This is a genomic window from Virgibacillus necropolis (assembly GCF_002224365.1).
GTDB lineage: Bacteria > Bacillota > Bacilli > Bacillales > Amphibacillaceae > Virgibacillus_F > Virgibacillus_F necropolis.
Window position 1 is genome coordinate 2,338,927 of record NZ_CP022437.1, and the last position, 24,590, is coordinate 2,363,516.

At 34.6% G+C, this 24,590-nt stretch carries 28 protein-coding genes and 1 other RNA gene; 26 read left to right on the plus strand and 3 right to left on the minus strand.

Annotated features, from left to right (window positions below):
* The first annotated feature begins 31 nt into the window (after positions 1–31).
* The 10 genes from CFK40_RS11215 to CFK40_RS11260 all read left to right on the plus strand — a co-directional run bounded on the left by CFK40_RS11215 (position 32) and on the right by CFK40_RS11260 (position 8,203).
* Positions 32–997 carry a DUF2515 family protein gene (locus CFK40_RS11215; RefSeq protein ID WP_089532388.1) on the plus strand — a complete coding sequence of 322 codons (966 nt, stop codon included), beginning with the start codon at positions 32–34 and terminating at the stop codon, positions 995–997.
* 166 nt (positions 998–1,163) lie between these two features.
* A complete protein-coding gene (locus tag CFK40_RS11220; protein ID WP_089532389.1) occupies positions 1,164–1,385 on the plus strand; it encodes a hypothetical protein in 222 nt (73 codons plus the stop codon).
* A gap of 98 nt (positions 1,386–1,483) precedes the next feature.
* Entirely contained in the window at positions 1,484–1,831 is a 348-nt protein-coding gene (locus tag CFK40_RS11225; RefSeq protein ID WP_089532390.1) for a DUF1798 family protein, read from the plus strand.
* Positions 1,832–1,932: 101 nt separating this feature from the next.
* Positions 1,933–2,334, plus strand: coding sequence for a cytidine deaminase (locus CFK40_RS11230; RefSeq protein ID WP_089532391.1), 402 nt, complete (start codon positions 1,933–1,935; stop codon positions 2,332–2,334).
* Positions 2,335–2,545: 211 nt separating this feature from the next.
* The gene (gene gpsB / locus CFK40_RS11235; RefSeq protein WP_089532392.1) at positions 2,546–2,848 is read left to right on the plus strand and encodes a cell division regulator GpsB; all 303 of its coding nucleotides are present in this window, start codon (positions 2,546–2,548) and stop codon (positions 2,846–2,848) included.
* Between the two features lie 64 nt (positions 2,849–2,912).
* Positions 2,913–3,295, plus strand: an RNA gene (rnpB, locus tag CFK40_RS11240) — RNase P RNA component class B.
* A gap of 558 nt (positions 3,296–3,853) precedes the next feature.
* Positions 3,854–4,993 carry a THUMP domain-containing class I SAM-dependent RNA methyltransferase gene (locus CFK40_RS11245; RefSeq protein ID WP_089532393.1) on the plus strand — a complete coding sequence of 380 codons (1,140 nt, stop codon included), beginning with the start codon at positions 3,854–3,856 and terminating at the stop codon, positions 4,991–4,993.
* A gap of 11 nt (positions 4,994–5,004) precedes the next feature.
* Positions 5,005–6,495 carry a carboxypeptidase M32 gene (locus CFK40_RS11250; protein WP_089534366.1) on the plus strand — a complete coding sequence of 497 codons (1,491 nt, stop codon included), beginning with the start codon at positions 5,005–5,007 and terminating at the stop codon, positions 6,493–6,495.
* Between the two features lie 95 nt (positions 6,496–6,590).
* On the plus strand, positions 6,591–7,679 hold the full coding sequence (locus CFK40_RS11255; RefSeq protein ID WP_089532394.1) for a type III polyketide synthase: 1,089 nt from the start codon (positions 6,591–6,593) through the stop codon (positions 7,677–7,679).
* Positions 7,676–8,203, plus strand: coding sequence for an isoprenylcysteine carboxyl methyltransferase family protein (locus CFK40_RS11260; RefSeq protein WP_089532395.1), 528 nt, complete (start codon positions 7,676–7,678; stop codon positions 8,201–8,203). Before CFK40_RS11255 ends, CFK40_RS11260 begins: the two co-directional genes overlap by 4 nt.
* A 103-nt stretch (positions 8,204–8,306) precedes the next feature.
* Here the strand turns inward: CFK40_RS11260 and CFK40_RS11265 are convergent, their stop codons facing one another.
* Positions 8,307–8,840, minus strand: coding sequence for a MerR family transcriptional regulator (locus CFK40_RS11265; RefSeq protein ID WP_152640126.1), 534 nt, complete (start codon positions 8,838–8,840; stop codon positions 8,307–8,309).
* 251 nt (positions 8,841–9,091) lie between these two features.
* Between CFK40_RS11265 and CFK40_RS11270 the strand changes: the two genes are divergently transcribed.
* The 4 genes from CFK40_RS11270 to CFK40_RS11285 all read left to right on the plus strand — a co-directional run bounded on the left by CFK40_RS11270 (position 9,092) and on the right by CFK40_RS11285 (position 11,719).
* On the plus strand, positions 9,092–9,691 hold the full coding sequence (locus tag CFK40_RS11270) for a class I SAM-dependent methyltransferase (protein ID WP_089532397.1): 600 nt from the start codon (positions 9,092–9,094) through the stop codon (positions 9,689–9,691).
* A 145-nt stretch (positions 9,692–9,836) separates the two neighbouring features.
* A complete protein-coding gene (locus tag CFK40_RS11275; protein WP_089532398.1) occupies positions 9,837–10,142 on the plus strand; it encodes a monooxygenase in 306 nt (101 codons plus the stop codon).
* 463 nt (positions 10,143–10,605) lie between these two features.
* Positions 10,606–10,908, plus strand: a complete 303-nt coding sequence (locus CFK40_RS11280; RefSeq protein ID WP_089532399.1) for a DUF3892 domain-containing protein — start codon at positions 10,606–10,608, stop codon at positions 10,906–10,908.
* 310 nt (positions 10,909–11,218) lie between these two features.
* A complete protein-coding gene (locus CFK40_RS11285; RefSeq protein WP_089532400.1) occupies positions 11,219–11,719 on the plus strand; it encodes a hypothetical protein in 501 nt (166 codons plus the stop codon).
* Between the two features lie 64 nt (positions 11,720–11,783).
* Here the strand turns inward: CFK40_RS11285 and CFK40_RS11290 are convergent, their stop codons facing one another.
* Both CFK40_RS11290 and CFK40_RS11295 read right to left on the minus strand, forming a co-directional pair.
* Entirely contained in the window at positions 11,784–12,461 is a 678-nt protein-coding gene (locus CFK40_RS11290; protein ID WP_089532401.1) for a queuosine precursor transporter, read from the minus strand.
* A gap of 143 nt (positions 12,462–12,604) precedes the next feature.
* The gene (locus tag CFK40_RS11295; RefSeq protein WP_089532402.1) at positions 12,605–12,805 is read right to left on the minus strand and encodes a cold-shock protein; all 201 of its coding nucleotides are present in this window, start codon (positions 12,803–12,805) and stop codon (positions 12,605–12,607) included.
* Between the two features lie 290 nt (positions 12,806–13,095).
* Between CFK40_RS11295 and CFK40_RS11300 the strand changes: the two genes are divergently transcribed.
* From CFK40_RS11300 to vrrA, 12 genes are all read left to right on the plus strand, one after another.
* Positions 13,096–14,766: a formate--tetrahydrofolate ligase gene (locus CFK40_RS11300; RefSeq protein WP_089532403.1), complete on the plus strand. Its 1,671-nt coding sequence runs from the start codon at positions 13,096–13,098 to the stop codon at positions 14,764–14,766.
* Complete coding sequence (locus CFK40_RS11305) at positions 14,766–15,365, plus strand: HD domain-containing protein (RefSeq protein ID WP_089532404.1); 600 nt, start codon at positions 14,766–14,768, stop codon at positions 15,363–15,365. The genes CFK40_RS11300 and CFK40_RS11305 overlap by 1 nt, the downstream gene beginning before the upstream one ends.
* 295 nt (positions 15,366–15,660) lie before the next feature.
* Positions 15,661–16,617, plus strand: a complete 957-nt coding sequence (locus CFK40_RS11310) for a thymidylate synthase (protein ID WP_089532405.1) — start codon at positions 15,661–15,663, stop codon at positions 16,615–16,617.
* A gap of 27 nt (positions 16,618–16,644) precedes the next feature.
* A complete protein-coding gene (locus tag CFK40_RS11315) occupies positions 16,645–17,136 on the plus strand; it encodes a dihydrofolate reductase (RefSeq protein WP_089532406.1) in 492 nt (163 codons plus the stop codon).
* Positions 17,133–17,714 carry a molybdenum cofactor guanylyltransferase gene (gene mobA / locus CFK40_RS11320; protein WP_089532407.1) on the plus strand — a complete coding sequence of 194 codons (582 nt, stop codon included), beginning with the start codon at positions 17,133–17,135 and terminating at the stop codon, positions 17,712–17,714. The genes CFK40_RS11315 and mobA overlap by 4 nt, the downstream gene beginning before the upstream one ends.
* A 226-nt stretch (positions 17,715–17,940) precedes the next feature.
* Positions 17,941–18,147, plus strand: coding sequence for a twin-arginine translocase TatA/TatE family subunit (locus CFK40_RS11325; protein WP_089534367.1), 207 nt, complete (start codon positions 17,941–17,943; stop codon positions 18,145–18,147).
* A gap of 25 nt (positions 18,148–18,172) precedes the next feature.
* Positions 18,173–18,367 carry a twin-arginine translocase TatA/TatE family subunit gene (locus CFK40_RS11330; RefSeq protein WP_089532408.1) on the plus strand — a complete coding sequence of 65 codons (195 nt, stop codon included), beginning with the start codon at positions 18,173–18,175 and terminating at the stop codon, positions 18,365–18,367.
* 68 nt (positions 18,368–18,435) lie between these two features.
* Positions 18,436–19,200: a twin-arginine translocase subunit TatC gene (gene tatC / locus CFK40_RS11335; RefSeq protein WP_089532409.1), complete on the plus strand. Its 765-nt coding sequence runs from the start codon at positions 18,436–18,438 to the stop codon at positions 19,198–19,200.
* A gap of 14 nt (positions 19,201–19,214) precedes the next feature.
* Positions 19,215–19,433: a YozE family protein gene (locus CFK40_RS11340; protein WP_089534368.1), complete on the plus strand. Its 219-nt coding sequence runs from the start codon at positions 19,215–19,217 to the stop codon at positions 19,431–19,433.
* A 111-nt stretch (positions 19,434–19,544) separates the two neighbouring features.
* Positions 19,545–20,696 carry an exonuclease SbcCD subunit D gene (locus tag CFK40_RS11345; RefSeq protein ID WP_089532410.1) on the plus strand — a complete coding sequence of 384 codons (1,152 nt, stop codon included), beginning with the start codon at positions 19,545–19,547 and terminating at the stop codon, positions 20,694–20,696.
* Position 20,697: 1 nt separating this feature from the next.
* Complete coding sequence (locus CFK40_RS11350) at positions 20,698–23,814, plus strand: AAA family ATPase (RefSeq protein WP_161493858.1); 3,117 nt, start codon at positions 20,698–20,700, stop codon at positions 23,812–23,814.
* Positions 23,815–24,044: 230 nt separating this feature from the next.
* On the plus strand, positions 24,045–24,461 hold the full coding sequence (vrrA, locus tag CFK40_RS11355) for a VrrA/YqfQ family protein (RefSeq protein ID WP_089532412.1): 417 nt from the start codon (positions 24,045–24,047) through the stop codon (positions 24,459–24,461).
* The last annotated feature ends 129 nt before the right edge of the window (positions 24,462–24,590 follow it).

The following is a 24,590-nucleotide window of genomic DNA, read 5'->3' on the forward strand; positions in this document are numbered from 1 at the left end:
CAGAAAAATGATGAAGAGAGTAGGTATACATATGTACACGTTTAAAAACCAAGACTATGTTAATTATATTATAAACCAAACAAAAACACATAATATCGATAATATTACCCGAACACATGCCTATCAAAACTTTTACTACCATTTTCCCGAGATAAAATGGGCATTTGTTGCTAGTATCGTTTCACGAAACGCTGGATGGAATATGACAGACCTTAAATTAATTCCATTTAAAAAGCTACTGGGGAAAACAGAACGTAGCCGCTTATTTATGACATATGAACGTGCAAACTGGTTGATTTTTTCAGATGCATATCCTCAATTATTAACGTATAAGCTATCATGTAAACTACACAAACCTATGTTTCATTTACTCTCTGATTTTCATGTGTCCACCTATATGCAAAAAGAGTGGTCCTATTTTTGGGAATTCCGCGATCTTGAAAGGTTAATGACCGCTTTAATTATTAATGAGCAAAATGTTATACATGAACCAGTATTAAAGCAATCATTTTTCAGCGTTCATATATTTAAAGATTTACCATACCGGCTACAAAACATGATGTACATGAATGCGGTAATTTTACCTTCGAAGACGCAGCCTCTTTATGGGGCTTTTGTCCATAACTTTACACATCTTTCCAATCGTATAGCATTAGGCAAGCATCTAGCTTCTATCATTTATAAAACAGAACATTATTCGGATTTGGTGAATTTCACACAAACCGAGAGACATTCAGGATCTAGATGGGATTATGAAAAATATTTGGAGCTTCCATTTCCAAAAGGTCCTACACTACAAAAGATTTATCCACCTATCACACATCAAGATATTATTCGAAACGATTGGTATAAATCAAGGGGTGTCAAAAAGAAATGGATTGATCATTCGAATAGTCGTCTAAAAACTAATATCGGTAAATCATTTTATCGAAAAAGAACTTTTCTTTTCACTTATGTATCGTTGAAAGACCAATTGTTACCAAAAAATAATGTCTAATTACTTGTTTAAAATACCGTTTATCACTAGTTTTGTCGAACGTAAAGGTAATAAATAATTGACGACGAATACTTCCTAATACTAGAGGAAGTTCAAAAGGTCACCAAATGATAAATGGCGACTTTTTGAACATGTATTTATAGTAAATTAAGGGAGGACAAGTAAAATGGGAATGGCTCAAAAAGATGTTAATTTTGTTGGTGGCGGTATAAGCGAAAAAAGAACAATTGAAACACTTCAGCACATTTATGATCAGTTACAAATGATTAATCATGTGCTTGATAACAAAGTCGATGATGCTGTATTAGAAACTTTTCAACGTCATAATCAACAGGTGAATGTAACAATGAAAGAAAAAGCTAGCGTCTGTTCGAAACAGCATGACTAAGTTTTTTTATTTATCTAGATCTCGCACTTAATAGGATTCTTGTAAAAATAATGATAAAATAGGAGGGGAAATAGGTTAAGAAAGGTCGGTTTACAAGAATGCATATGAAAGAACAAACGATAGAGTTGAAAAAGCATTTACAATTGTTAAAGGACAATTATGAAGCTAACGATCCTCCAGAGGATAAAAAAGACATGACATTTTTTATGCATGTTAAAAGCAAAACAGAACCTCTTTATGCGATGTTAGAAACGTGGGAAACTGATGCGCTTGAAATCGTTAAACAAAGAAAAGTGAATGTTCATCCTCACCAAATCACATCAACTAGAGAAAATATGGAATTGTTATTAATGCATAGTTTTTATATTGATGTGAAACGAAAACGTTATATGGAGTTAAATCATTCTGTTCTCTTTATTTTCGATCAATTACTACGTGATTTATAACAAGAAAAGTAGTAGAGATAGACAAAAAGAGAATTTTCTTTATAATAAATGAAGAATTCTTTATACTAATTTTTCGACATTGTCTGAGGGGGAGAACATGCATGAAGAAAGAAGCGTTAATAGAAAAAGCTATAGAAATGAGAAATAAAGCCTATGTACCATATTCTAAATTTCCAGTTGGAGCTGCATTGCTAGCGAAGTCTGGTAAGGTATATACAGGATGTAATATAGAAAATGCGGCGTACCCTGTAAGTTTATGTGCGGAACGAGTTGCTATATTTAAAGCGGTGGCAGATGGAGAGACTGAATTTATTGAATTGGCCGTGGCTGCAGATACCGAACGCCCGGTACCGCCATGCGGTTCATGTAGACAGGTTATGAGTGAATTTTTTAAACCAGATACAACCATACACTTAACTAATCTGCAAAACCAATTAAAAACGGTAACAATGGATGAATTATTACCATTTTCATTTCAACCACATGACCTACCAAAGTCTTAAAGAAGCCGATTTTAGCTTCTTTTTTTCCTATGGAATAAGAAAAAAATCTAATATTTTTCGTGATTGTCTACAAGCCAAGTTTATTTAATCGTGTTATACTGAAATTAGTAACTCATAATTTATTAGGATACACATATATTTAAAATTGACATTTTGTTTATTGTTTGAAAAAATGAAAAAGACTTTGTAGAAGATATGAGGTGATTATAAAATGAGCTTAAAAAACATTAAGTTAAATGGAAAAGACATCCTTGAAAAAGACTTTAAAACGGGAATGCGTGGATATAATCAAGAAGAAGTTGACGAATTTTTAGATACAGTTATACAAGACTATGATACGTTTCAACAAGAAATCGATCGTTTGAAACAAGAAAACGAACGACTAAAAACGCAATCAGATCAATCGAGAACTCGTTCTACAACACCTAACCATCAGGTTAATTACGATGTATTAAAACGCTTATCTAACTTAGAAAAGGCTGTTTTCGGCAAAAAGTTTGCTGAAACAGAATAAACCTAGTATTACTAAATATACTTTTATATGTTATAATATATTTTGCTTATAAAATAAAAATTAAATACTCATGTAATCGCTACATATCATTAGGATATGTAGAGGAAAGTCCATGCTCGCACAAACTGTGATGTTTGTAGTGTTCGTGCTTGACGAAATCATAAGTCAAGGTAACCAAATTGGTTAACGGCAAGGGAAATCCCTAAGTCTGTTGATAGGGGATGTGATCTTTGAAAGTGCCACAGTGACGAAGTTAGATCGGAAACGGTTTAAGTGGAACGAGGTAAACCCCGCGAGTGAGCAACCCAAATAATGGTAGGGGCATCTTTGATTAGGTAAACGAACTGAAAAAAGGACAAGTTAATTACTTGTAGATAGATGATTGCAACCGAACGTACGAGGCTGACCACCACTTGAGTACAACGGTACAGAACATGGCTTATCGAGTATTTAATGGTCTACATAGGTAACCCTTTTAAAAGTTTCTAGAGCTTTTAAAAGGGTTTTTTCTTTAATATCCGGTTTCTATTTCAATTCAGTAACTGATATGTGGTAGACTGTACATAATTTAGTTTGGCTGTGATCGTATAGTTTGTTGCTCATACCACCGAAGTTGATATAAAATTGCGACGTAAGTGCCTTGTTTGGTGGTTGGACAACCGTTCCGGAAATCCACTTCGCTTTCCCGCAGGAGTCTACGTGGATTTCCTTTACTAGGGTTAAGCTTAACAATTTCAATTTATTTTATCACTGGTTGCTTTTATTATAAAATAGCCTTCAATTTATGGCAGTTGATTGGAGCGGAGGGCAGTCGACTCCTGCGGGAGGATAGGCATAGGTGAGACCCCGCAGTGCGGAGCACGAGGAGGCTCACCAGCCGCCCGCGGAAAGCGACTGCCCGCAGCGGAAATCAACCAGTACTTACGTCGCATTATATATCTTTGTGTCAAAAACAACAATCTTTTAGAAAACAGCCTTTAGTTTTAATCAGAAAGGAACGAAAAAATGGTCCAACATGTCACGCTAATTGCAACAGCCGCTATGGGTTTAGAGTCAGTTGTAGCAAATGAAATCAAAGAACTTGGTTATGAGGTAAGGGTAGAAAATGGAAAAGTAATCTTTGATGCACCAGTTTCTGCTATACCTAGATGTAATTTATGGATTAGAACCGGAGATCGAATTAAATTGCTTGTGGGTGAGTTTGAAGCTACATCATTTGACGCGCTTTTTGAAGGAACAAAGGCCTTGCCATGGGAGTCTTTTATTACAGAAGACGGGCAATTCCCGGTTATAGGTAAATCCGTTAAATCCAAGCTGTATAGTGTTCCCGATTGTCAGGCGATTGTTAAGAAAGCGATTGCAGAACGCCTAAAATTGAAATATGGTTTAGCATCTAAAATGCCTGAAACAGGGGCTCTATATCGAGTGGAAGTTGCTATTCTTAAAGATAAGGTATCACTCACAATGGATACATCTGGAAGCGGATTACATAAACGGGGCTATCGGATTGGACAAGGTGACGCACCATTAAAGGAAACAATGGCTGCAGCATTGCTAAAATTAACAAACTGGAAGCCAGAATATCCTTTAATTGATCCTTTTTGTGGATCAGGTTCGATTGCAATTGAAGCTGCATTAATCGGTCAAAATATTGCACCAGGTTTTAATCGCGATTTCGCCTCTCAAAATTGGGGTTTTGTAAAAAATAACTATTGGGACGAAGCGTTTGAAGAAGCCGAGGATAAAGCAAATTATGATCAAAAACTGCAGATTACTGGTTCTGATATTGATCATAATATGATAAAAATTTCTAAAGAAAATGCGCGTGAAGCAGGGTTAGGTGATTTAATCGCATGGAAACAAATGCAAGTCAGAGATTTGTTCTTACGTAAAGAGAATGGCTATATCATTAGTAATCCTCCGTATGGCGAGCGGATTGGTGATCGAAAAGAAATTGCTGAAATGCATAAAGATCTAGGCGCCATTATGAAGAATCACCCGAGCTGGAGCGTGTATATTATAACGGCTTACGAAGAATTTGAAAAAAATTATGGACAAAAAGCAACCAAAAAGAGAAAACTATTTAATGGATTTATCAGAACAGATTATTACCAATACTTTGGAAAGAAAGTCGAGGGGAGGTAGTTTTGGATAATATAACGCAAGTAGAAAAAGATTTTCAAGACCTATTAAAAGAGCAAAATGCTTACAAAGAAACAATCATGTTAACCCATTGGGATATGAGAACAAAGATACCCAAAAAAGGTGTGGAACAGCGATCGGAAGTAGTTGGTTTTTTATCTGAAAAATTACACCAACTAGAAACCTCAAAGAAAATGAAATACTTTATCGACGTATTAAAAGATCATTCTGATGATGAAGTCATACAAAAAACTGTCGAGACATGTGAAGAAAACTATGAACGTAGTCGTAAAATACCGATAGATGAATACAAAGAATATGTCATGCTTCAATCTAAATCTGAATCCATTTGGCAAGAGGCCAGAGAAAAAGCAGATTTTGCATCGTTTCAACCATATTTAGAAAAACTTGTTGATTATAATAAGAAGTTTGCGAATTATTGGGGTTATGAAGAGCATATTTATGATGCATTACTTGATAACTATGAGCCTGGTGTTACGGTGAAAACATTAGACAATGTTTTTCCAGAACTTAGAAAGTCCTTAACGGAATTACTAAATAAAATTACAGCAAGTTCTGTTACACCTGATCCTTCTATCTTACAAGGACATTTTCCAAAAAGTGACCAAGAGGCTATTAGTCTGGCTGTTTTAGAGAAAATGGGATATGACTTTTCTTCTGGTCGTTTAGATGAAACGATCCATCCGTTTGCGATTGCTTTGAATCAAAACGATGTACGTGTTACAACACGTTATGATGAATCGGATTTCCGTACAGCAGTTTTCGGAACGATACATGAAGGTGGACATGCTTTATATGAACAAAACATCAGTAAAAACTTAGCAGGTACACCACTATCTGATGGTACATCAATGGGAATACATGAGTCCCAATCATTATTCTGGGAAAATTTTGTTGGTCGAACGGAATCGTTCTGGAATTCTCACTATGATTTATTTAAATCATATGCTCCAAAAAGTTTCCAGGCAGTACCATTAGATAAATTTTATCGTGCAGTAAACGAGGTTAAACCATCATTTATCCGAATCGAAGCTGACGAATTGACGTATCCGCTACATATTATGATTCGCTATGAGCTTGAAAAAGCCTTGATTAACGGTGATATTAAAGTTGCCGATTTACCAGGCTTATGGAATGAGAAAATGCAAGAATACGTGGGAATAACACCAACAAATGACCGTGAAGGTGTTTTACAAGATATTCATTGGTCTGGTGGTGACTTTGGCTATTTCCCATCCTATGCATTAGGCTATATGTATGCTGCACAATTCAATCATACGTTAAGAAAAAAGATGGATATCGACAAGCAGATTGCTTCCGGTGATTTTACACCTATAAAAGAATGGTTAACAAAAAACATTCATCAATACGGAAAAATGAAAAAACCACTAGAAATTGTGAAAGATGTCACCGATGAGAATCTGAACCCTAATTATCTAGTGAATTATTTAACAGAAAAATATTCAGGAATATATAAGCTATAAACTAACAGCAGGACCTTTAAAAGTCCTGTTTTTTTGTTAGGTAATATTTTTTTCATAAACGTGCATTATAAGTGAAAGATAATGAGGTGATTTGAGTGGTTTATATTGGTTCTGTTGGTCTAGGTATCCCTAAGCATGAATTACCACAAAATGACGTTAAACAGCTTGTAAAACATATATTTCCGTATAACGAAAAACAATTAGAACGTTTAATGCCTGTTTATGATCATGCGATGATTGATAAACGTCAACTTGTTGTTGAAAAAGATTGGTTTAAGGATTCACATACCTTTAAAGAAAGAAACGATTTATATCAAAAGTTTGCCATCGAATATTCACTTGAGGCCATGGATCATTGTCTATCAAATGAGCACCATTTAACGGAAACTATTCCATATGGTGCGATTGATATGATTGCTTTTGTATCAAGCACAGGTATAGCCACTCCATCTCTAGATGCACATCTCATAAATGAGCGCCCATTTCGTTCAGATGTTTCCCGTATGCCTTTATGGGGGCTAGGTTGTGCTGGTGGTGCTATTGGATTATCTCGAGTCTTTGATTGGATCACAGCTAACCCGACGAAGATAGCGCTTTTAGTGTGTTGTGAATTATGTAGTTTAACGTTCCAAAAAGATGATGCATCCAAAAGTAATATAGTAGGAACCGCACTTTTTGGGGACGGTGTTGGTGCAACTTTACTGATTGGAAAGGACTCACCATACAGAAGTTATAATAAAAAACCTATACCTAAAATTAAGAAAAGTAGCTCACATACAGAAAAAGATACATTATCAGTGATGGGATGGGATGTCACAAACAATGGTTTAGGGGTGGTTTTTTCTAAAGGCATTCCAAGCCTTGTAAACTCACTTTGGAAAAATCATGTAAGCGACTTTTTAACTGAAACTCAAATTACTAAAGAGTCCATTCACTCGTTCATTGCACACCCTGGCGGAAAAAAGGTGTTAGAGGCAATGGAGGATGCTTTACAGCTCTCAGGTAATAAACTAATTCACTCCTATCAGGTACTAAAAGACCATGGGAACATGTCCTCTGCTACAGTATTATTTGTTCTCAATGAATGGATGAAAGAAACGATTGAAGAAAATGAAATAAGTATCTTATCGGCACTTGGGCCAGGATTTAGTTCTGAATTGTTAGTATTGGAGTGGTGTAATTGACAATATGGATAGGAGTTATCCTAGGAGTTGTAGTTTGTCAGCGTTTGATTGAGTTAGTTATTGCACGAAAGAATGAAGCATGGATGCTGCGCCAAGGTGGGATAGAACGGGGAGCAGAGCACTATAAATGGTTTATTATGGTTCATGTATTATTTTTTATAAGCATTTTCGTAGAATGTTTTAGTGGAAATAATCCAGTGGAATCAATAAACTACTTTTTATTTAGCGTTTTTATCCTTACTCAGCTGGCACGAATTTGGTGTATTACGAGCTTAGGTAAATTTTGGAATACAAAAGTTATTATCCTTCCTGGGGCAACCCTACGAACAACTGGTCCTTACAACTATATTAAACATCCAAATTATGTAATTGTTGGAATTGAATTGTTTGTGATACCACTACTTGTTGGTGCACCGATTACTGCAATAATTTTCCCTTTACTACATATCTTTTTACTTATACGTTGGCGACTGCCAGTAGAAGAAAAAGCTCTAGCAGACATTCGTTCTATGACTAAAGGGTAGCAGTTTGTTAAGTGAAAATAGATAAAATAGAAGGGGTAGGACGCTCCTTTTTAAGGCAACGCACCTATACGTTGCCTCTGGATTTTGGGTAAAAGATAAAGAATTATTTTTCAAAAAGCATCGCGAAAGATTTCTTTTTCATTTCGTATTCTTGTGCAGGTGTACAATTTTGTTTTAGTGCTTTGATTTCTTGTTTTAACTCATTTATTTTTTCTATCTGTTTTTCCGTATTTTTGATTCGCTTGTTTTGCTTATTTTGCTGTTCTTGTAAAACTTTTATCAACTCCTTTTGGTCCGAGACATTCGCTACAGTTTTTCCGACTGTCTGCATAACCGTTAAGATATTCTCTTTGTAATTTTCTTGATCTAATGGCGGTTGTACATCCTCTTTCGTTTTCTCTATTGTGATAGGGAATTTTTTATTCGCTAACATTTCCATAATCTCAGGCTTTTGATAGTGTTGATTTTTACATTCTTTGATAAATTTCAAAACGTCAATCGCTTCTGGATGATAATATGTATCATCCCTACGCTCCGTATCAGGGATATAAAAATTAAAATCCTCAATCCAATTTGCTGCAGTGTTTTGTGGAACACCAACCATATGGCACAAACCATTGATACTTAACAATTCCAATGTTTTTCACCGTCTTTCTTTTTTTGTCACTGTTAGCATTTATTTTACTGATTTCCAACCATACCCTTACAATAAAGAATAAAATTGGGATGAATATGTGATAAATGTGGAAAAAGTGAGTAATGACCTTAATCGATCATGTAGAAATAACCATGACTAGTTCATGATTTATTTCTTATGCATCTATACGATCGTTATGATACATTACCATTAATGACTATAATTCAATTTAAAAAAGGAGATCGATAATCATGTCAAAAGAACATTGGGATAAGAGTTTTTCAGATAATGATTTTGTTTATGGCAAAAGTGAAAATGCTTTTATAAACGAAACAAGTGATCTAATTCCAGATCATTCAAAAGTTGGTTGTTTTGCAGAAGGTGAAGGACGGAATGCAGTTTATTTAGCAAAACTTGGTCATGAGGTAACAACTTATGATCAATCAACGATCGGCCTCGAGAAAACGAAAACATTGGCTAGTCAAAATAATGTTGAGGTAGAAACAGTGGCGATTGATTTAACCAAAGAAAAGGTTAGAACAGATCAATTTGATGCTGCAATCATGGTGTTTGGGCACGTACCCAAACAAAGTCAGCAATTCCTTATCGAAAGCATGATTGACTCAGTAAAACCCAGTGGGTACATTATCTTTGAAGTATACTCGGAGTCTCAACTTGCGTATCAAACTGGTGGTCCAAAGTCTGTTGAAATGTTATATAATCCAGTAGATATCTTAAATTGGATTAAAAATTACAAATCTATTCATTTTTATTATGGTGAAGCGGATCGGAATGAAGGAAAAAGACATGTAGGTCTAGGTCATGTTATTCAAGCCGTTATAAAAAAATGATTAATAGAAAGGGTCACAAGTTGTTTGCCTAGTAAACCAGATCTGTTCACCGAACATTGCTGGGCTAGGAGTAGTTCGACAAGAATTCAATTCTTGATTCTATCGATAATTAATGTAATCTAAATTTTGGAAAGGGGTAATAAAAATGGCTTATATCTTGCAAGTAGATTTCAAAATGGATGGACCATTTGGTAAAGACATGACAGAAGGATTTACCGATTTAGCAAGAAGTATTAATGAAGAAGAGGGATTCATATGGAAAATTTGGACGGAAGATAGTGAGGCAAAGGAAGCTGGTGGTATTTATCTGTTTGAGTCAAAAGAATTAGCTCAAAAATATTTAGTTATGCATACAGACAGATTAAAGGGTTTTGGTATTGAGCCCGTTAACGGGAAAATATTCGAAGTGAATGAAGGATTGACTCAAATCAATAACGGTCCGATTAAATAACTTTAAGGGCTAGGTAGGTTTAGAGTAACAATATTGTATATACTTTGAACAAACTTCATTTTAAATTAAACGGTACAATTTTATTTCAATTTAATTATCGGCGTAGCCTAATAAAAAGGTTGATACATATTAGTTATAATAAGTATCAACCTTTTTAAAATCACCCTATTTTATTCAGCCCCTCTATCACTATCAAATTGTAAATCGTCTCCCTTTTGTAATTGTTGATCTGTTTGATCAGGGTTTTCATCATGAATAAAAGGTTCGGGTTCTTGATTTGGATCATTTATATTCGTATCATCTTCATACCAATGGGGATGGCTAGAAAAGACATAATACCGTATAATTCACGAGATAAAGTCTACGGACTTTATATTTTCGTAATGTTTAGTTTATTAATTTTTTCTGGGAATAAATCCAATACATCCAGAACATACTAACATATGTTTGGGAGGTGCTTTTAATGGATAATAAAGATTTTGAGAAAACTTATAATGATTACACGAATCAAGCAGAAGAATCAGCACAACCGGAAGTTGATTCAGGCCAAGAACAGATAGTTGCTGTCCGTAAAAATGATGAAGGCGATCTTATTGCTTTTAAAACAGAAAGCGGAAGGGAACTTGATTATGTAACAGCTTTAAACGAAGCAATAGCAGGTAAGTTAGCTCATGTAGATGTATTCCATAAGTATGGTAGAGATATTATTCGTAGCGAACCAGATGGTATAAAAGAAAATAATTTAGATAACCTAGACAGTTTTTAGTTTCAAAATATCAAGAGAAAATATATTGGGATAGGGCCGAATAACTTAATTTAAGCACATCGATGGTCCTGCCAATCGAAGTAATCAAAATGAAACTGCAATCTTATGTGTGATAAAGGATTGCAGTTTTTTATTTATGCTCTTTAGCAGTTAGAGAAATCGGATTGCCTCAGCCTTTTCATGTTTGGGATATAAAAAATGATTTTTCATAGTCTTAATCGAATTTTAATATATATGACTAAGGATATAATTGCCAACATGTAGGAATTAACCAAGGGAGAGATCCTCCCTAATTAAGGAGAGGATTTTGTTGGAACTGTGGATGTCAATTATTACAGCCTCAGCTGGTTTTATAGGTGCATTAATTGGTGGGATAATTACGTCGCATTCTGCTAAGAAGCAAATCCAAGTAGAAAGCGACAGAATTAATAGCGAAAAGAGGGAAGCTGAACAGCTTAATGTTAAGGTTGTTAAGACCTTTTTAATGAATGAAATAAAGTATAATATAGCGGTATTACAAGAGTTAGAAGATGCTTTTAAACACGAGTTTGATTATTATAAAAGAAATTCATATATATTTGACAAAGATTTTAAGTTTGAGGAATATAATAGGGTGAAGTATGAACTTATACAACACCCTTCATTGACTATTAATACAACAGTTGAAATTTACCAAGCCTTCTATTTATTGAACAGAAAAAGGGATTTTAACCTATATACTGAAAACGAATATGATTTTGTGAAAAGAATATATAGAAATTCCCTGATCATGAACTTTGACTTTGATATACCGAAATTTGTAGGTTTATAAAAAGAGTACACAAAATAAATTAAGCACTGCAAACGCAGTGCTTAATAATATGAATAATAAATAACTACGCTTTTTTGTGCATGAATTTTGCTATATACATGAATGGTGTATCGATTAATGCTACTACAAATTTTATTACATAGGTTGTAATGAATATTTCTAGCCAAACATCGAATGGATATTGGCCGTAGAATGCTATACTACAAAATACGATGGTATCAAGCAATTGACTTACCATTGTACCGACATTATTCCGGATCCACAAATGCTTAGTTTGCGGGAGAAGCTTCCGAATCTTATCATAGATCCAAACATCAAAATATTGACTGATGATATATGCAGCCATACTACCAAGGGCGATTTGTGGAATTAATCCAAACAACGTTTCGAGTGCACCTTGGGCGAAATCACTTTGACCAGGTTCAAATACCAATGCAATCTGCATGATAACCGTCATCGCAAGTAAGGAAGAAAAACCTAACCAAACTGCTTTTTTTGCATCATCTTTACTATACTTTTCGTTTAATATATCAGTCGCTAAGTAGGCCGATCCATACATAATATTACCTAATGTAGCAGTTAAACCAAATAATTCAACTGTTTTTAGAACTTGGATATTGGCAATAACAGTAGCCATTCCAATCCAAACAAACAAGCCCATCTTACCGAATATGCGATAAAAAATAAGTAATAAGGAAAAATTTACAAGAGCAAACAAAATCCATATAAATTCATTAGACATACTAACTTCCTCCTTAGTTTTGATAACGCGGGAGATTGCGAACCGCGGTAAAAATCAACAGGATACATTATACGGATTCCTATAAATGAATGCAAGAAAAACCGGCAATCAGAAGATTACCGGTTTCATATATTTGTACATTATTATTTTTTTGTTACATTAGCAGCCTGTGGACCACGTTCACCTTCAATAATTTCAAATGAAACCTCTTGGCCTTCTTCTAATGTTTTAAATCCTTCTTCTTGAATTGCAGAATAATGGACAAAAACATCATCTCCATTTTCAACCTGGATAAAGCCATAGCCCTTTTCTGCATTAAACCACTTTACTGTTCCGTTTTCCATGTGATTAATCCTCCTAAAAACTTTCACGTCAAACGTGTTAATACAAAGTAGATAAGTACCCTTAATAGGGTTGAATATCTTGCATCACAAATAGACACATTTTTGTTAATGACTCCATCTTCTTTGCTTGTGTCCAATATAGCTTATTTAGATTATTCAGTCAAGCAGAAAAACCTATAATATAATTGGCTTTTAATGAGTGTAAACGTTAAATTTTTAATTTTTCATATATAACTATTTTCCGATATAAGGTACACTAGAAAATATCGATGAATGAAAGGGATGTAGTAATGAAAACAGATATTGAAATTGCACAAGAAGCAAAACTAAAATCAATAGGAGATATTGCGAAAGACCTTCATTTAACAGAAAATGACTGGGAGCCTTATGGACATACAAAAGCGAAACTATCAGATAATCTATTGAAAAAGTTGCAGGATAAACCAAACGGTAAGGTTATTCTGGTAACGTCCATCAACCCAACTCCAGCTGGAGAAGGGAAATCAACCGTAACAGTTGGTCTAGGACAAGCATTAAACAAATTAAATAAAAAAGCTATTATAGCTTTGCGTGAGCCTTCACTTGGTCCCGTGATGGGCATGAAGGGTGGAGCTGCTGGCGGTGGTTATTCACAGGTGTTACCAATGGAGGATATAAATTTACATTTCACTGGAGACTTGCATGCAATAACTAGTGCGAATAACGCATTGTCCGCCATTATTGATAATCATATTCATCGTGGTAATGAATTAAATATTGATCCACGAAGAGTGGAATGGAAGCGAGTCATGGATATGAATGATCGAGTCCTCAGACAAATAGTGGTAGGACTTGGGGGACCGCTTCGGGGAATTCCTCGTGAAGATGGATTCACAATTACTGTAGCATCTGAGATTATGGCTATCCTATGTTTATCAACTGGACTAGAAGATTTAAAAAAACGTATAGCACGAATTGTAATCGGTTATACGTATGAAGAAGAACCAGTTACAGTAAAAGATTTAAAAATAGAGGGAGCATTAACATTATTGTTAAAAGACGCTATAAAGCCGAATCTAGTTCAAACAACTGAAAACACTCCAGCAATTATCCATGGGGGTCCATTTGCTAATATTGCACACGGGTGCAACAGCATTATGGCAACTAAAACAGCTGCAAAGCTTGGGGAATACGTTGTAACGGAAGCTGGTTTTGGTGCTGATTTAGGGGCAGAAAAGTTTCTAGATATTAAGTCAAGAGCTGGAGAAATTGATACAGCCGCGGTAGTAATTGTAGCAACGGTACGCGCCTTGAAAATGCATGGTGGTGTGGATAAGAATAATCTGAAAGAAGAAAATGTTGAGGCGCTTAAAAACGGGATGTCCAACTTGAAAAAACATATAGAAACTGTTGAACAATTTGGCTTGCCATATGTCATTGCAATTAATAAATTTCCAACAGATAGTGAGGCTGAAACAGATTTTATACATCATTGGTGTGAATCACATGGAGCAGAAGTTGCATTAACGGATGTGTGGGCAAGAGGTGGAGAAGGCGGAATAGATCTTGCTAAAAAAGTAATGGCTAAAGCAGATTCCGATGATCGTAATTTTAACTATACCTATGAGATTAATGAAACATTAGAAACGAAAATTAGAATGATAGCACAAAAGGTTTATGGAGCAGATAATATAGAACTATCCCAAAAGGCAAAAAAACAACTTATGTTTTATGAAAAGCAAGGGTGGGGTAAGTTACCAATTTGTATGGCTAAAACGCAGTATTCTTTAAGTGATGATCCAACATTACTAGGTCGACCTGAAGGATTTACCGTATCGATTCGTGAAGTACAAGCATCAATTGGTGCTGGATTTATCGTTGTATTAACTGGTGAAATGATGACAATGCCAGGCTTACCTAAAAAACCAGCTGCATATAATATGGATGTAACGGAAGATGGAAAAATAGTTGGGTTATTTTAATGGAAAATAAAAAAGAACAGCTTTCCTCAATACGAGAGTATGTCTATAACCTATTTCATGATGATACAACTGGACATGATTTTCATCATATGAAACGCGTTGCCCGAATAGCAACAACTTTGGCACGGAAAGAAAGAGCCGATTTATTTATTTGTGAATCAGCTGCATGGCTACATGATATTGGTGATAAGAAGTTATTTGCTAATCCAGAACTAGCTAGAAACGAAATGGATGTTTTTTTGGCGAAAATAGGGGTTAAGCGGAACACAATTGAGCATATTTATAAAGCTATGAATGATGTTTCCTTTAGTAAAGGTAATATACCAGCTACGTTAGAAGGGAAAGTGGTTCAAGATGCTGATAGATTAGATGCGATGGGTGCAATCGGTATAGCGCGAGTTTTTGCGTTTGGTGGAACGAGAGAACAATTAATTTATCATGATGAGAAACCAGAAAATACATCAATTCAACATTTTTACGATAAATTACTGAAATTGAAAAGCTTGATGAATACGCAAGCAGCAATAGAAATAGCACAGGAACGTCACGTTTTTATGGAAAATTATTTAGATCAGTTCTTTCTTGAGTGGAAGAGCTGATTATAAAGGATGGGGTGTGATGCTCAATGAAGTTTTTGAAGAAGCGGCAGAACAGCTTCGTAAAGCATTTAATTAGCAAATGTCATTTTTTTAGCCCCTAGAAAATGATCTAGGGGTTTAGTTTCCAAATCATCTATTTCCAATCATCGATCGAGCAACGCTTACGAATCCCCCCTTTCTACCTAACAGATTTATGTCAAAAAAATGCTATAGATGACCTTATGAGTTTTCGTTTATGTTACAATAAATGCAGATAATTGATATGAATATTTTATCAAAGCGTGGAGGCGAGCGAATGCTAAATGGTGAACTAGCTTACTTGAATATGTGCCGGCATGTTCTTGACAATGGAAATAAAAAAGAAGATCGAACAAATACGGGTACTTACTCTGTTTTTGGCTACCAATTGCGGTTTGATTTAAGCCAAGGATTTCCTCTATTGACTACAAAAAAGGTTCCGTTTCGCCTTGTTGCAAGTGAATTATTGTGGTTTATTAAAGGGGATACAAATATTCGTTATTTGTTAAAAAATAACAATAATATTTGGAATGAGTGGGCATTTAAAAACTGGGTAGAAAGCGCAGAATATACTGGTCCAGACATGACAGATTTTGGAAATCGGTGTCAAACGGACGATACATTTAACAAGCAATACCAAGAACAGATGAAAATATTTAAAGAAAATATTCTACAAGATGATGCCTTTGCAGAAAAGTTTGGGGATTTAGGCTCTGTATATGGTAAACAATGGCGTAATTGGAAGACATCACAAAAAGAAACAATCGATCAGTTAAAAGAAGTGATTGATTCTATCCGAAATAAGCCAGATTCCAGAAGACATATCGTCTCTGCTTGGAATCCAGAAGATGTCCCAAACATGGCATTACCGCCTTGCCATACAATGTTTCAATTTTATGTTGCAGATGGTAAGTTATCATGCCAACTATATCAACGTAGTGCAGATATTTTCCTAGGTGTACCATTTAACATAGCAAGTTATGCTTTATTAACTCATTTAATTGCACATGAGTGTGATTTAGAAGTTGGAGATTTTATTCACACTTTCGGAGATGCACATATTTATGCGAATCATATTGACCAAGTGAAAATTCAACTTGAGAGAGATGGTAAGGTATTTCCAGAGCTAATCTTAAATAATGAAAAAATTAGTATATTCGATTTTGATATCAACGACTTTGAATTAAAGAACTATTATCCACACCCGACTATTAAAGCGCCAATAGCCGTGTAATAATACAATCAAAGGAGGGACTCCATTATGCTATCTTTTGTTGTTGCAATGGATCGTAATCGTGTAATGGGTTTAAACAATGATTTACCATGGCATTTGCCAAAGGATCTAAAATTCTTTAAAGAAAAAACAACTGGACATACTATGATTATGGGCCGAAAAACGTATGATTCACTTGGTGGACCTTTACCAAATCGAAAAACTGTTGTATTGACAAGCCAAGATCCTTCATATCCAGAAGAGGTTGACGTAATTCATGATATTCGTACAATAAAGGAATGGAACAAAGAATATCCAGAAGAAGAGTTTATGGTTATTGGTGGAGCAACAATATTTGAACAAGTAATACCATTTGTTGATCGCATGTATATTACCTGGATTGATGAATCATTTGAAGGTGATACGCAATTTCCTGCTTTTTCTGAAGAGGATTGGATTTTAACAAGTAAAGAAAAAGGGGAGAAGAACGAGGGAAATCCGTATGACTACTTCTTCCTACAATATGATCGGAAAAAATGATGAAAATATGTAGTGTGATATTAGCTGGTGGTCAATCCACTAGAATGGGTACAAATAAATCATTTCTCCCACTACAGAATAAGACAGTCATTGAATACATTGTAGATGAAATGCAAAGTATAAGCGATGTGATGGTCATTAATTCTAATGAACCAGCTTCCTATTCTTTTCTTGGACTACCAGTAATCCAAGATCGGTATATCAACTCTGGCCCTCTTGCAGGGCTGGAAGCGGTTTTGTCGCAGGTAGATGCAGAAATATTTTTTGTTAGTGCATGTGATACGCCATTTATCAATCATCATATCTACCTTTATCTTCTAGATCAATTAGAAGGATTTGATGCAGTTATTCCGATTTATAAGGGTAAGATGCATCCACTTTCAGGAATCTACCGCAATACTATTGTACCGCCACTACAGAATCAATTAGATAATGAAGAACGTAAGGTTCGGTTATTATTTGATCATGTTCATGTAAACTATATTGATGAGTTCGCAAACATTTCCAATAAGGATCTTGAGAAACATTTTTTCAACATGAACAATCAAACACAATATGAAGAAGCTAAGCGACTATAGCTTGTTATCGTGTTAATAAACATGTTAAACTGTAATCGAATAATGAATATTGTATGTATTTTTTTACACGTAAGGAAGCTATATAAGTTTTAAGGAAACGCCGGTATAAGAAAAACTTCGCCATTCGCTATTAAGGACGAGGCGAATGCCGAGTTTTTCTAAAAATAATACCGAGTATAGTGTATTTAGCAGTATAATGAAATTATCTAATAAAGAAGGTGTTAAAATGTTATCAAATATTGGAGTTCCAGGGTTGATTTTAATTCTTGTGATAGCGTTAGTTGTTTTTGGTCCAAAAAAGTTACCGGAAATTGGAAAAGCTGTTGGCCAAACATTACGCGAATTCAAAAACTCTGCTCGTGATTTAACAGGTGATGCTGTAGATGAGATAAAAGAAGCAAAAGCAATTGTTAAAGGAAAAGAAAGTAAATAATAATATCTTTTCGGAGTGATTATATATGTTAAGTAATATTGGTGTACCTGGGTTAATTATTATCCTTGTAATCGCATTAGTTGTTTTTGGGCCGTCTAAACTGCCAGAAATAGGAAAGTCATTTGGTAGTTCATTAAAAGAATTTAAAAATGCTACTAAAGATATAATGAGTGATGATGATCATCAGGACAAGAACGACAAAACATCATCTAAAAACTAATGTCTGAAGGTGTAGGGGGATATAGCCTTACATCTTCTTTTGCGCTAAAGCTCTAGGAGAGTGAATTAATGTCTGAAGAACAACAAAATCAGCTTGAAAAGGAAATGAATCTCACAGGTCATTTATCCGAGCTTAGAAATAGACTTATTGTTACGGCTATCTTTTTCGTGGTATTTTTTATTGTAGGGTTTATTTACGTAAAAGATATTTATGGTTTCTTTGTTAACGATCTTGATTTCACGTTGAATGTTATTAGTCCTGGAGAAATCATATGGATTTATTTTTCAATGGCAGGCCTCGTGGCAATCGTTGGTACAATTCCAATTTTATGTTTACAAGTGTGGCTATTTATTAAACCTGGACTAACATTAAATGAACAAAAGGCATCTTTAGCATACATACCGGCTATTTTTATTTTGTTTTTGATTGGTTTAGCATTCGGTTACATTTTGTTTGTTCAGCTCATTTTACCATTTCTTTTATCTTTAAATGATGGTATGTTTAATGAACTTTTCACCGTAGATAAATATTTTAAATTTATGCTGCATGTAACCATTCCATTTGCTGTACTATTCGAAATTCCAATCGTGGCCATGTTCTTAACTAGTTTAGGTGTCATTACACCAGAGTACATGAAAAAGGTTAGAAAGTATGCATATTTAGTTTTAGTAGTTATTGGAACGATTGTGACACCACCAGACTTTATACTACAAATTGTTGTGGCTATCCCGTTGATTATTTTGTATGAGATTAGTATTTATTGTTCAAGAGCTGTCTATAGGAAAAAATTGAAGAAACATCAAGCGTTTATGGACAATGACACAAATGAGTAGTGAGGTGCATGGGGTTGCGTTCGTTTTATCATTTTATTTTGACATATCGTGGAAAAAAGAAACCAACAGATCAAAGTCGTTTAGCAGATTTCGTCTTTAACGACCTCAGTTTTCCGAAACATTCAACTGATTATAATGAAATTAGTGATTATCTAGAATGGAACAGTCCCTTCACAAATGCTTTACAAGTATTTGATGATCTCTGGGATGTCTATACGATAAAAGAAAAGTAAGCTTGCTCTGGTATATTTCATACCAGAGCTTTTTGCTTTTTAATCTCTAATCAAGAGCATAATAAAAATATCGATAGAAACATGATAAAATAATACGAGGGGGGAATAACAGTGAAAATTTTACATACAGCAGATTGGCACTTGGGTAAAATTGTAAATAGTGTACACATGACCGAGGAACAAGACTATATACTAAATGAATTAATTGCAGTTATACGAAAGGAACAACCCGATATTATTATCATAGCTGGTGATTTATATGATCGATCTGTACCACCTAAAGAGGCAGTAGAATTATTAAATAGGGTATTAACAACATTAATTGTTGACTTGAAAATTCCCGTCTTAGCGATTGCTGGTAATCATGATAGCCCAGACCGTCTGGATTTTGGGACTCAATTATTCCGTCCCCAGCAGCTTTATATAAAATCAAAGCTTGATACGGATTTAAAGCCTATTGTTATTAATGATGAACATGGACCAATTTATTTTCATCTAATTCCCTATGTAGAACCTGCTGAGGTTCGGGCATTATTTGAGGATGAATCGATTCACTCGCATCATACCGCAATGGCAGCTATCATCAATAAAATCAAAGAAACAAATGATATGACAGAACGACACATTGTTATTGGACATGCTTTTATAGCAGGTGGAATGGAATCTGAATCAGAAGAACGATTATCTATGATTGGTGGAAGTCCATATGTCGATGCTAGCTTATTTCAGGAATTTTCATATGTCGCTTTGGGTCATTTACATCAAGCGCAACGCATAAAAAGTGATGTCGTTCGGTATAGTGGGTCTATTCTTAAATACTCTTTTTCAGAAGCAACACATAACAAGTCAGTGACAATTGTCGACATGAAACATGATGGTAAATGTAATTTATCTTACATCCCATTAAAAGCAAGACATGATATGCAAGTAGTTGAAGGTTATTTTGATGACTTGGTAAATGACCCAATAGAAAATAATAATGATTACTTACACATCAGTCTATTAGATAACGGTCAAATAATTGATCCAATGAATAAACTACGTAAAATATATCCGAATATATTAAGACTAGAGCGTAAATCATTAACATCATCAAACAGTTTAATCGATCTTCAGAAAATTAGACAACAACAAACAAAATCACATACTGAACTGTTCGCTCAATTTTATGAAGAAATCAAGGGTGAACAAATTCCTGAAACAAGTATGCAGCATGTCGAAAAAATCGTACAACAACTTGTGACCGACGAAAGGGATGAATAGAATGCGAGCAATTTCATTAAGTGTAAAAGCGTTTGGTCCATATTGGGGTCAGCAAACAGTAAATTTTAATGAGCTAGGCGAGGAATCTATCTTTCTTATTACAGGGCCAACTGGGGCTGGTAAAACTACTATTTTTGATGCTATTTGTTATGCTTTATATGGGCGTGCGAGTGGCTCTGACCGTGATCAGGATTCTTTAAGAAGTCATTTTGCAACGATGGATGATCAAACGGAAGTACAATTTCATTTTGCCTTGAATCAAAAAGAGTATGTTGTAACACGTAGTCCAAAACAGTATAAGAAAAAAGAACGCGGTGAAGGGTATACCGATGACCCGCCTAAAGCCATTTTATATGAAATAAAAAATGGAGAAAAACTATTACTTTATTCCCGTATAAAAGAGGTGAACGAAACATTAGAAGGTAAATTAGGATTTGATTATGAACAATTTCGTAAAATGATACTTATACCTCAAGGTGAGTTTCGTAAACTAATATCGGAAAATAGTAAAGAACGTGAAGCAGTTCTGCAAAATATATTTCATACGTATTTTTATGAGCGAATGACTGATCAGTTAAAAACGGAATCTCGAACATTAAAGGATAAGATTGCTTTTATAGAACAATCTATCGAACAAGAACTTAGAAAAATTGACTGGACAAATACAGTCCCAGAAGAAGCAGATACCATTCCAATAATTTTAAAAAAGTTAACAGATGAAATTACGGAAACGAAAAAATTAGATGCGAATGAAAGTATCAAAAAAAGCGAGCAGCAAAAAGTAGTTCAGAAAATGCAACAGGCATTACAGGATGGGAAATTACTAGAAGAAAAGTATAAACAAAAAGAAAAACTAGAACTGGAACAAAAGGAATTAAAGGAAAGAGAAATTTCAATAACGGAAACGAAAGAAAAAATAAAAGCGGCAACAAGTGCTTCGAAAGTTTTTCCATTTGAAGAACAAATGAAAGCTCGGAAAAAAGAGTGGATGGATGAAGAAGAAGGATTACAAAAACAACAGGATCTAGTGTCAAGACTACAAAATAAATATGAAACAATTTCTGCTTCATATAATGATCAACTCCAACAAGAAGATACACGTAATCAATTAAAAGAAGCCATTAGTAAAGAAAAGCAGCAACTTGAATATGTTAATTTGTACGCGAATTTACAAAAGGAAACGATGGAAATAGCAAAAGAACGAAATGAATTAAATAAAAAATTGACCAATACAGAAAATAATATAGTGGATATTGATCGAGATTTAGACAAAGCAGATGCAATGCTAGAAAGTGAACAAGAAGTAACAAAACAATACTATGATATGAAAGAAAAATGTGAGCAAGCTAGCACCATTATTAATGAGCTTAAGAGTTTTGATACTGAAAATAAAAAACTAAACACACTACGTAAAAACTATAAACAGATAGAAATCACATTTCAACGGAAGCAAAATGAATTGCGTAGCCTCAGAGAGGAATATCGTAAGTTAGAAATAGCACAAAAAGAAGAATATGCAGTTGTACTTGCAGGTCAATTAGAACACGGTAAGCCATGTCCAGTATGTGGATCAGTTGAACATCCATTTAAAGCAGCATCACCTGATCATTCAGTCGATACGAACTTAATGGAAACAACTGAACAAAAGCTTCATCAACAGGAACGCGCTGTTGAAGAATTTCAAAAAACATATGTTGATAGCAAGTCAGAAGGGCAGAGTCAACGACTGCTAGTTGATAAACTAGAAGAAGAAATAAAGGGAAAAATAACCAACTTTGATCAAATTGATAATGATCGTACCATAAACGAGTGGAATGAAAGATATAAAAAAATTCTAGAAAAAAGGGATATATTATATAAACAAATCAGTAAAATACAGTCGATAAAGACTAATAAAACAGCGTTAAAAGCGAAGAAAGAAAAAGTTAAACAAACGTTTGATCAATTTTCTAAAAACTATCAAACTATCCACGAAAAGCTAGTAAAATACGAAACAAGATTAATAGAGTTAAAAAAGAATATTCCTGACCATGTAACAGATCCTATTAAATTTCAAATGGAGATTTCTAACAAAGAGCAAGCTTACAATAAGTTGATAAATACATGGGAAAAATTGAAAAAGGATTATCAGGATACTCGTGAGAAAATGCAAAAAGAAAAAACAATTTTAGAAGAAAAGCAAAAAACAAAAAAAAGAGCTAATGATAATTACACCAAACAGGAAAATCTATTTACACAACAAGTTGAGTCATGTGGCTTTTCTTCGATTGAAAAATATCAACTTGCCAGCCTTACAGAAGGGGAGCAATATACATTAGAAAAAAAAGTTGAAGCATATGAAAAAAGGCTTGAGGAGCTAACCTATACCTTAAAAACACTTGTGCAAGATATACAAGAAAAGGGTAGGCCAGATATCTTAAAACTTGAAAATGAGTTACACGTTAAACAAACTGAGTTGGATCAGATTAGTGAACAGCTACAACTGTTGCGAATCAAAATGAAAAGTGATGAACAAATCCATCAATCTATTTCTAACCAATTAGAAAAACAACAGGAACTTGAAAAGGATTTTTATACAATTGGTGATTTGGCTGATCTAGCGCATGGAAATAATTCATTAAAACTCTCGTTTGAACGTTACGTCTTGGCATCATTTCTCGATGAAATAATCTTACAAGCGAACCTAAGATTAGATCGCATGAGTGATCATCGTTATCAATTAATTAGAAGTGGGCAGGTTGCAAAAAGAGGAGCCCAAAGTGGCTTAGATTTGGAAGTGTTGGATCACCATACTGGACAACAACGATCAGTAAAAACATTATCCGGCGGAGAAGGATTTAAAGCTTCTCTAAGCTTAGCATTAGGTTTAGCAGATGTTGTACAGACACACGCAGGGGGCATACAATTGGATACATTATTTATTGATGAAGGTTTTGGTACATTGGATGAAGAATCTTTACAGCAAGCAATCGATTGTTTGAAGGATTTACAACAAAGCAACCGCTTGTTAGGAATTATTTCGCATGTACCACATTTAAAGAATGAAATACATGCCAAACTTCAAATAACACCATCACATAACGGATCGAAATTTGGATTTCAATTTGGACAAATCTAAAGACAACAAAGTAATACAAAATAGGATAAAATTCAGCAAATAACGCACCTGCATTTAAAAAAACTGTTGTATCCTGCGCTTTCCCGGGAAATACCTAAAGGAATATTCGGATAAGAATGTCTTTGTCTTGTATCGAGGCAAAGGCATTTGTTCTATATGAAAAGCCTACACCAATTTGAGCATTTAACGTAAACTATCTAGACAGATCATATAGAAATGAGGTATGCAACATGTTTCCTATGAATAACCGTCCGCAGGTGCCAGAGAGACAGTTTAATGATCCATTTAGCATCCGCCCGAATCGAGTTAATAGGTATCCTGTTCCAAAATCAACTACGTCTATTCCTGCGTCTATAGCATCTTATTTAAATCCCAGTTCAGGTGGAGGGTTAACAAAGACACTTTCAAATGTTCAGCAGGTGATGAATATGGTTGAATCAGCAGCCCCAATGATTAAGGAATACGGACCGATGGTGAAAAATTTACCAATGATGTTAAAAATGATGAAGGCTTTAAAAGAATCGGATGAAACTGGAACTGAATCAAATACTAGTACGAAGGAAATACCATCACCATCAGAAGAACCTGTTCAAGAGACAATACGTGAGGATAGAACGAGACAATCAAAACCGAAATTGTTTATTTAAGAGGATGTTCAAAAAGGCGGCAAATGATAAATAGCGAGTTTTGATCACTTACTTTAATAATATAAGCCGAACACTTGATTTTTTTTGTGAAAAAGGAAAAAATAGAGAGAGGTTATAATTGTATTGGAG

Excerpts from the sequence above, each read along its gene's own strand:
- CFK40_RS11350 (WP_161493858.1), top strand. The coding sequence starts at position 20,698 with ATGCGAGCAATTTCATTAAGTGTAAAAGCGTTTGGTCCATATTGGGGT.
- gpsB (WP_089532392.1), top strand. The coding sequence starts at position 2,546 with ATGAGCTTAAAAAACATTAAGTTAAATGGAAAAGACATCCTTGAAAAA.
- CFK40_RS11230 (WP_089532391.1), top strand. The coding sequence starts at position 1,933 with ATGAAGAAAGAAGCGTTAATAGAAAAAGCTATAGAAATGAGAAATAAA.
- CFK40_RS11310 (WP_089532405.1), top strand. The coding sequence starts at position 15,661 with ATGCTAAATGGTGAACTAGCTTACTTGAATATGTGCCGGCATGTTCTT.
- CFK40_RS11225 (WP_089532390.1), top strand. The coding sequence starts at position 1,484 with ATGCATATGAAAGAACAAACGATAGAGTTGAAAAAGCATTTACAATTG.
- CFK40_RS11215 (WP_089532388.1), top strand. The coding sequence starts at position 32 with ATGTACACGTTTAAAAACCAAGACTATGTTAATTATATTATAAACCAA.
- tatC (WP_089532409.1), top strand. The coding sequence starts at position 18,436 with ATGTCTGAAGAACAACAAAATCAGCTTGAAAAGGAAATGAATCTCACA.
- CFK40_RS11290 (WP_089532401.1), bottom strand. The coding sequence starts at position 12,461 with ATGTCTAATGAATTTATATGGATTTTGTTTGCTCTTGTAAATTTTTCC.
- CFK40_RS11325 (WP_089534367.1), top strand. The coding sequence starts at position 17,941 with ATGTTATCAAATATTGGAGTTCCAGGGTTGATTTTAATTCTTGTGATA.
- mobA (WP_089532407.1), top strand. The coding sequence starts at position 17,133 with ATGATGAAAATATGTAGTGTGATATTAGCTGGTGGTCAATCCACTAGA.
- CFK40_RS11295 (WP_089532402.1), bottom strand. The coding sequence starts at position 12,805 with ATGGAAAACGGAACAGTAAAGTGGTTTAATGCAGAAAAGGGCTATGGC.
- CFK40_RS11245 (WP_089532393.1), top strand. The coding sequence starts at position 3,854 with ATGGTCCAACATGTCACGCTAATTGCAACAGCCGCTATGGGTTTAGAG.
- CFK40_RS11280 (WP_089532399.1), top strand. The coding sequence starts at position 10,606 with ATGGATAATAAAGATTTTGAGAAAACTTATAATGATTACACGAATCAA.
- CFK40_RS11300 (WP_089532403.1), top strand. The coding sequence starts at position 13,096 with ATGAAAACAGATATTGAAATTGCACAAGAAGCAAAACTAAAATCAATA.
- CFK40_RS11330 (WP_089532408.1), top strand. The coding sequence starts at position 18,173 with ATGTTAAGTAATATTGGTGTACCTGGGTTAATTATTATCCTTGTAATC.
- vrrA (WP_089532412.1), top strand. The coding sequence starts at position 24,045 with ATGTTTCCTATGAATAACCGTCCGCAGGTGCCAGAGAGACAGTTTAAT.
- CFK40_RS11220 (WP_089532389.1), top strand. The coding sequence starts at position 1,164 with ATGGGAATGGCTCAAAAAGATGTTAATTTTGTTGGTGGCGGTATAAGC.
- CFK40_RS11275 (WP_089532398.1), top strand. The coding sequence starts at position 9,837 with ATGGCTTATATCTTGCAAGTAGATTTCAAAATGGATGGACCATTTGGT.
- CFK40_RS11305 (WP_089532404.1), top strand. The coding sequence starts at position 14,766 with ATGGAAAATAAAAAAGAACAGCTTTCCTCAATACGAGAGTATGTCTAT.
- CFK40_RS11270 (WP_089532397.1), top strand. The coding sequence starts at position 9,092 with ATGTCAAAAGAACATTGGGATAAGAGTTTTTCAGATAATGATTTTGTT.
- CFK40_RS11315 (WP_089532406.1), top strand. The coding sequence starts at position 16,645 with ATGCTATCTTTTGTTGTTGCAATGGATCGTAATCGTGTAATGGGTTTA.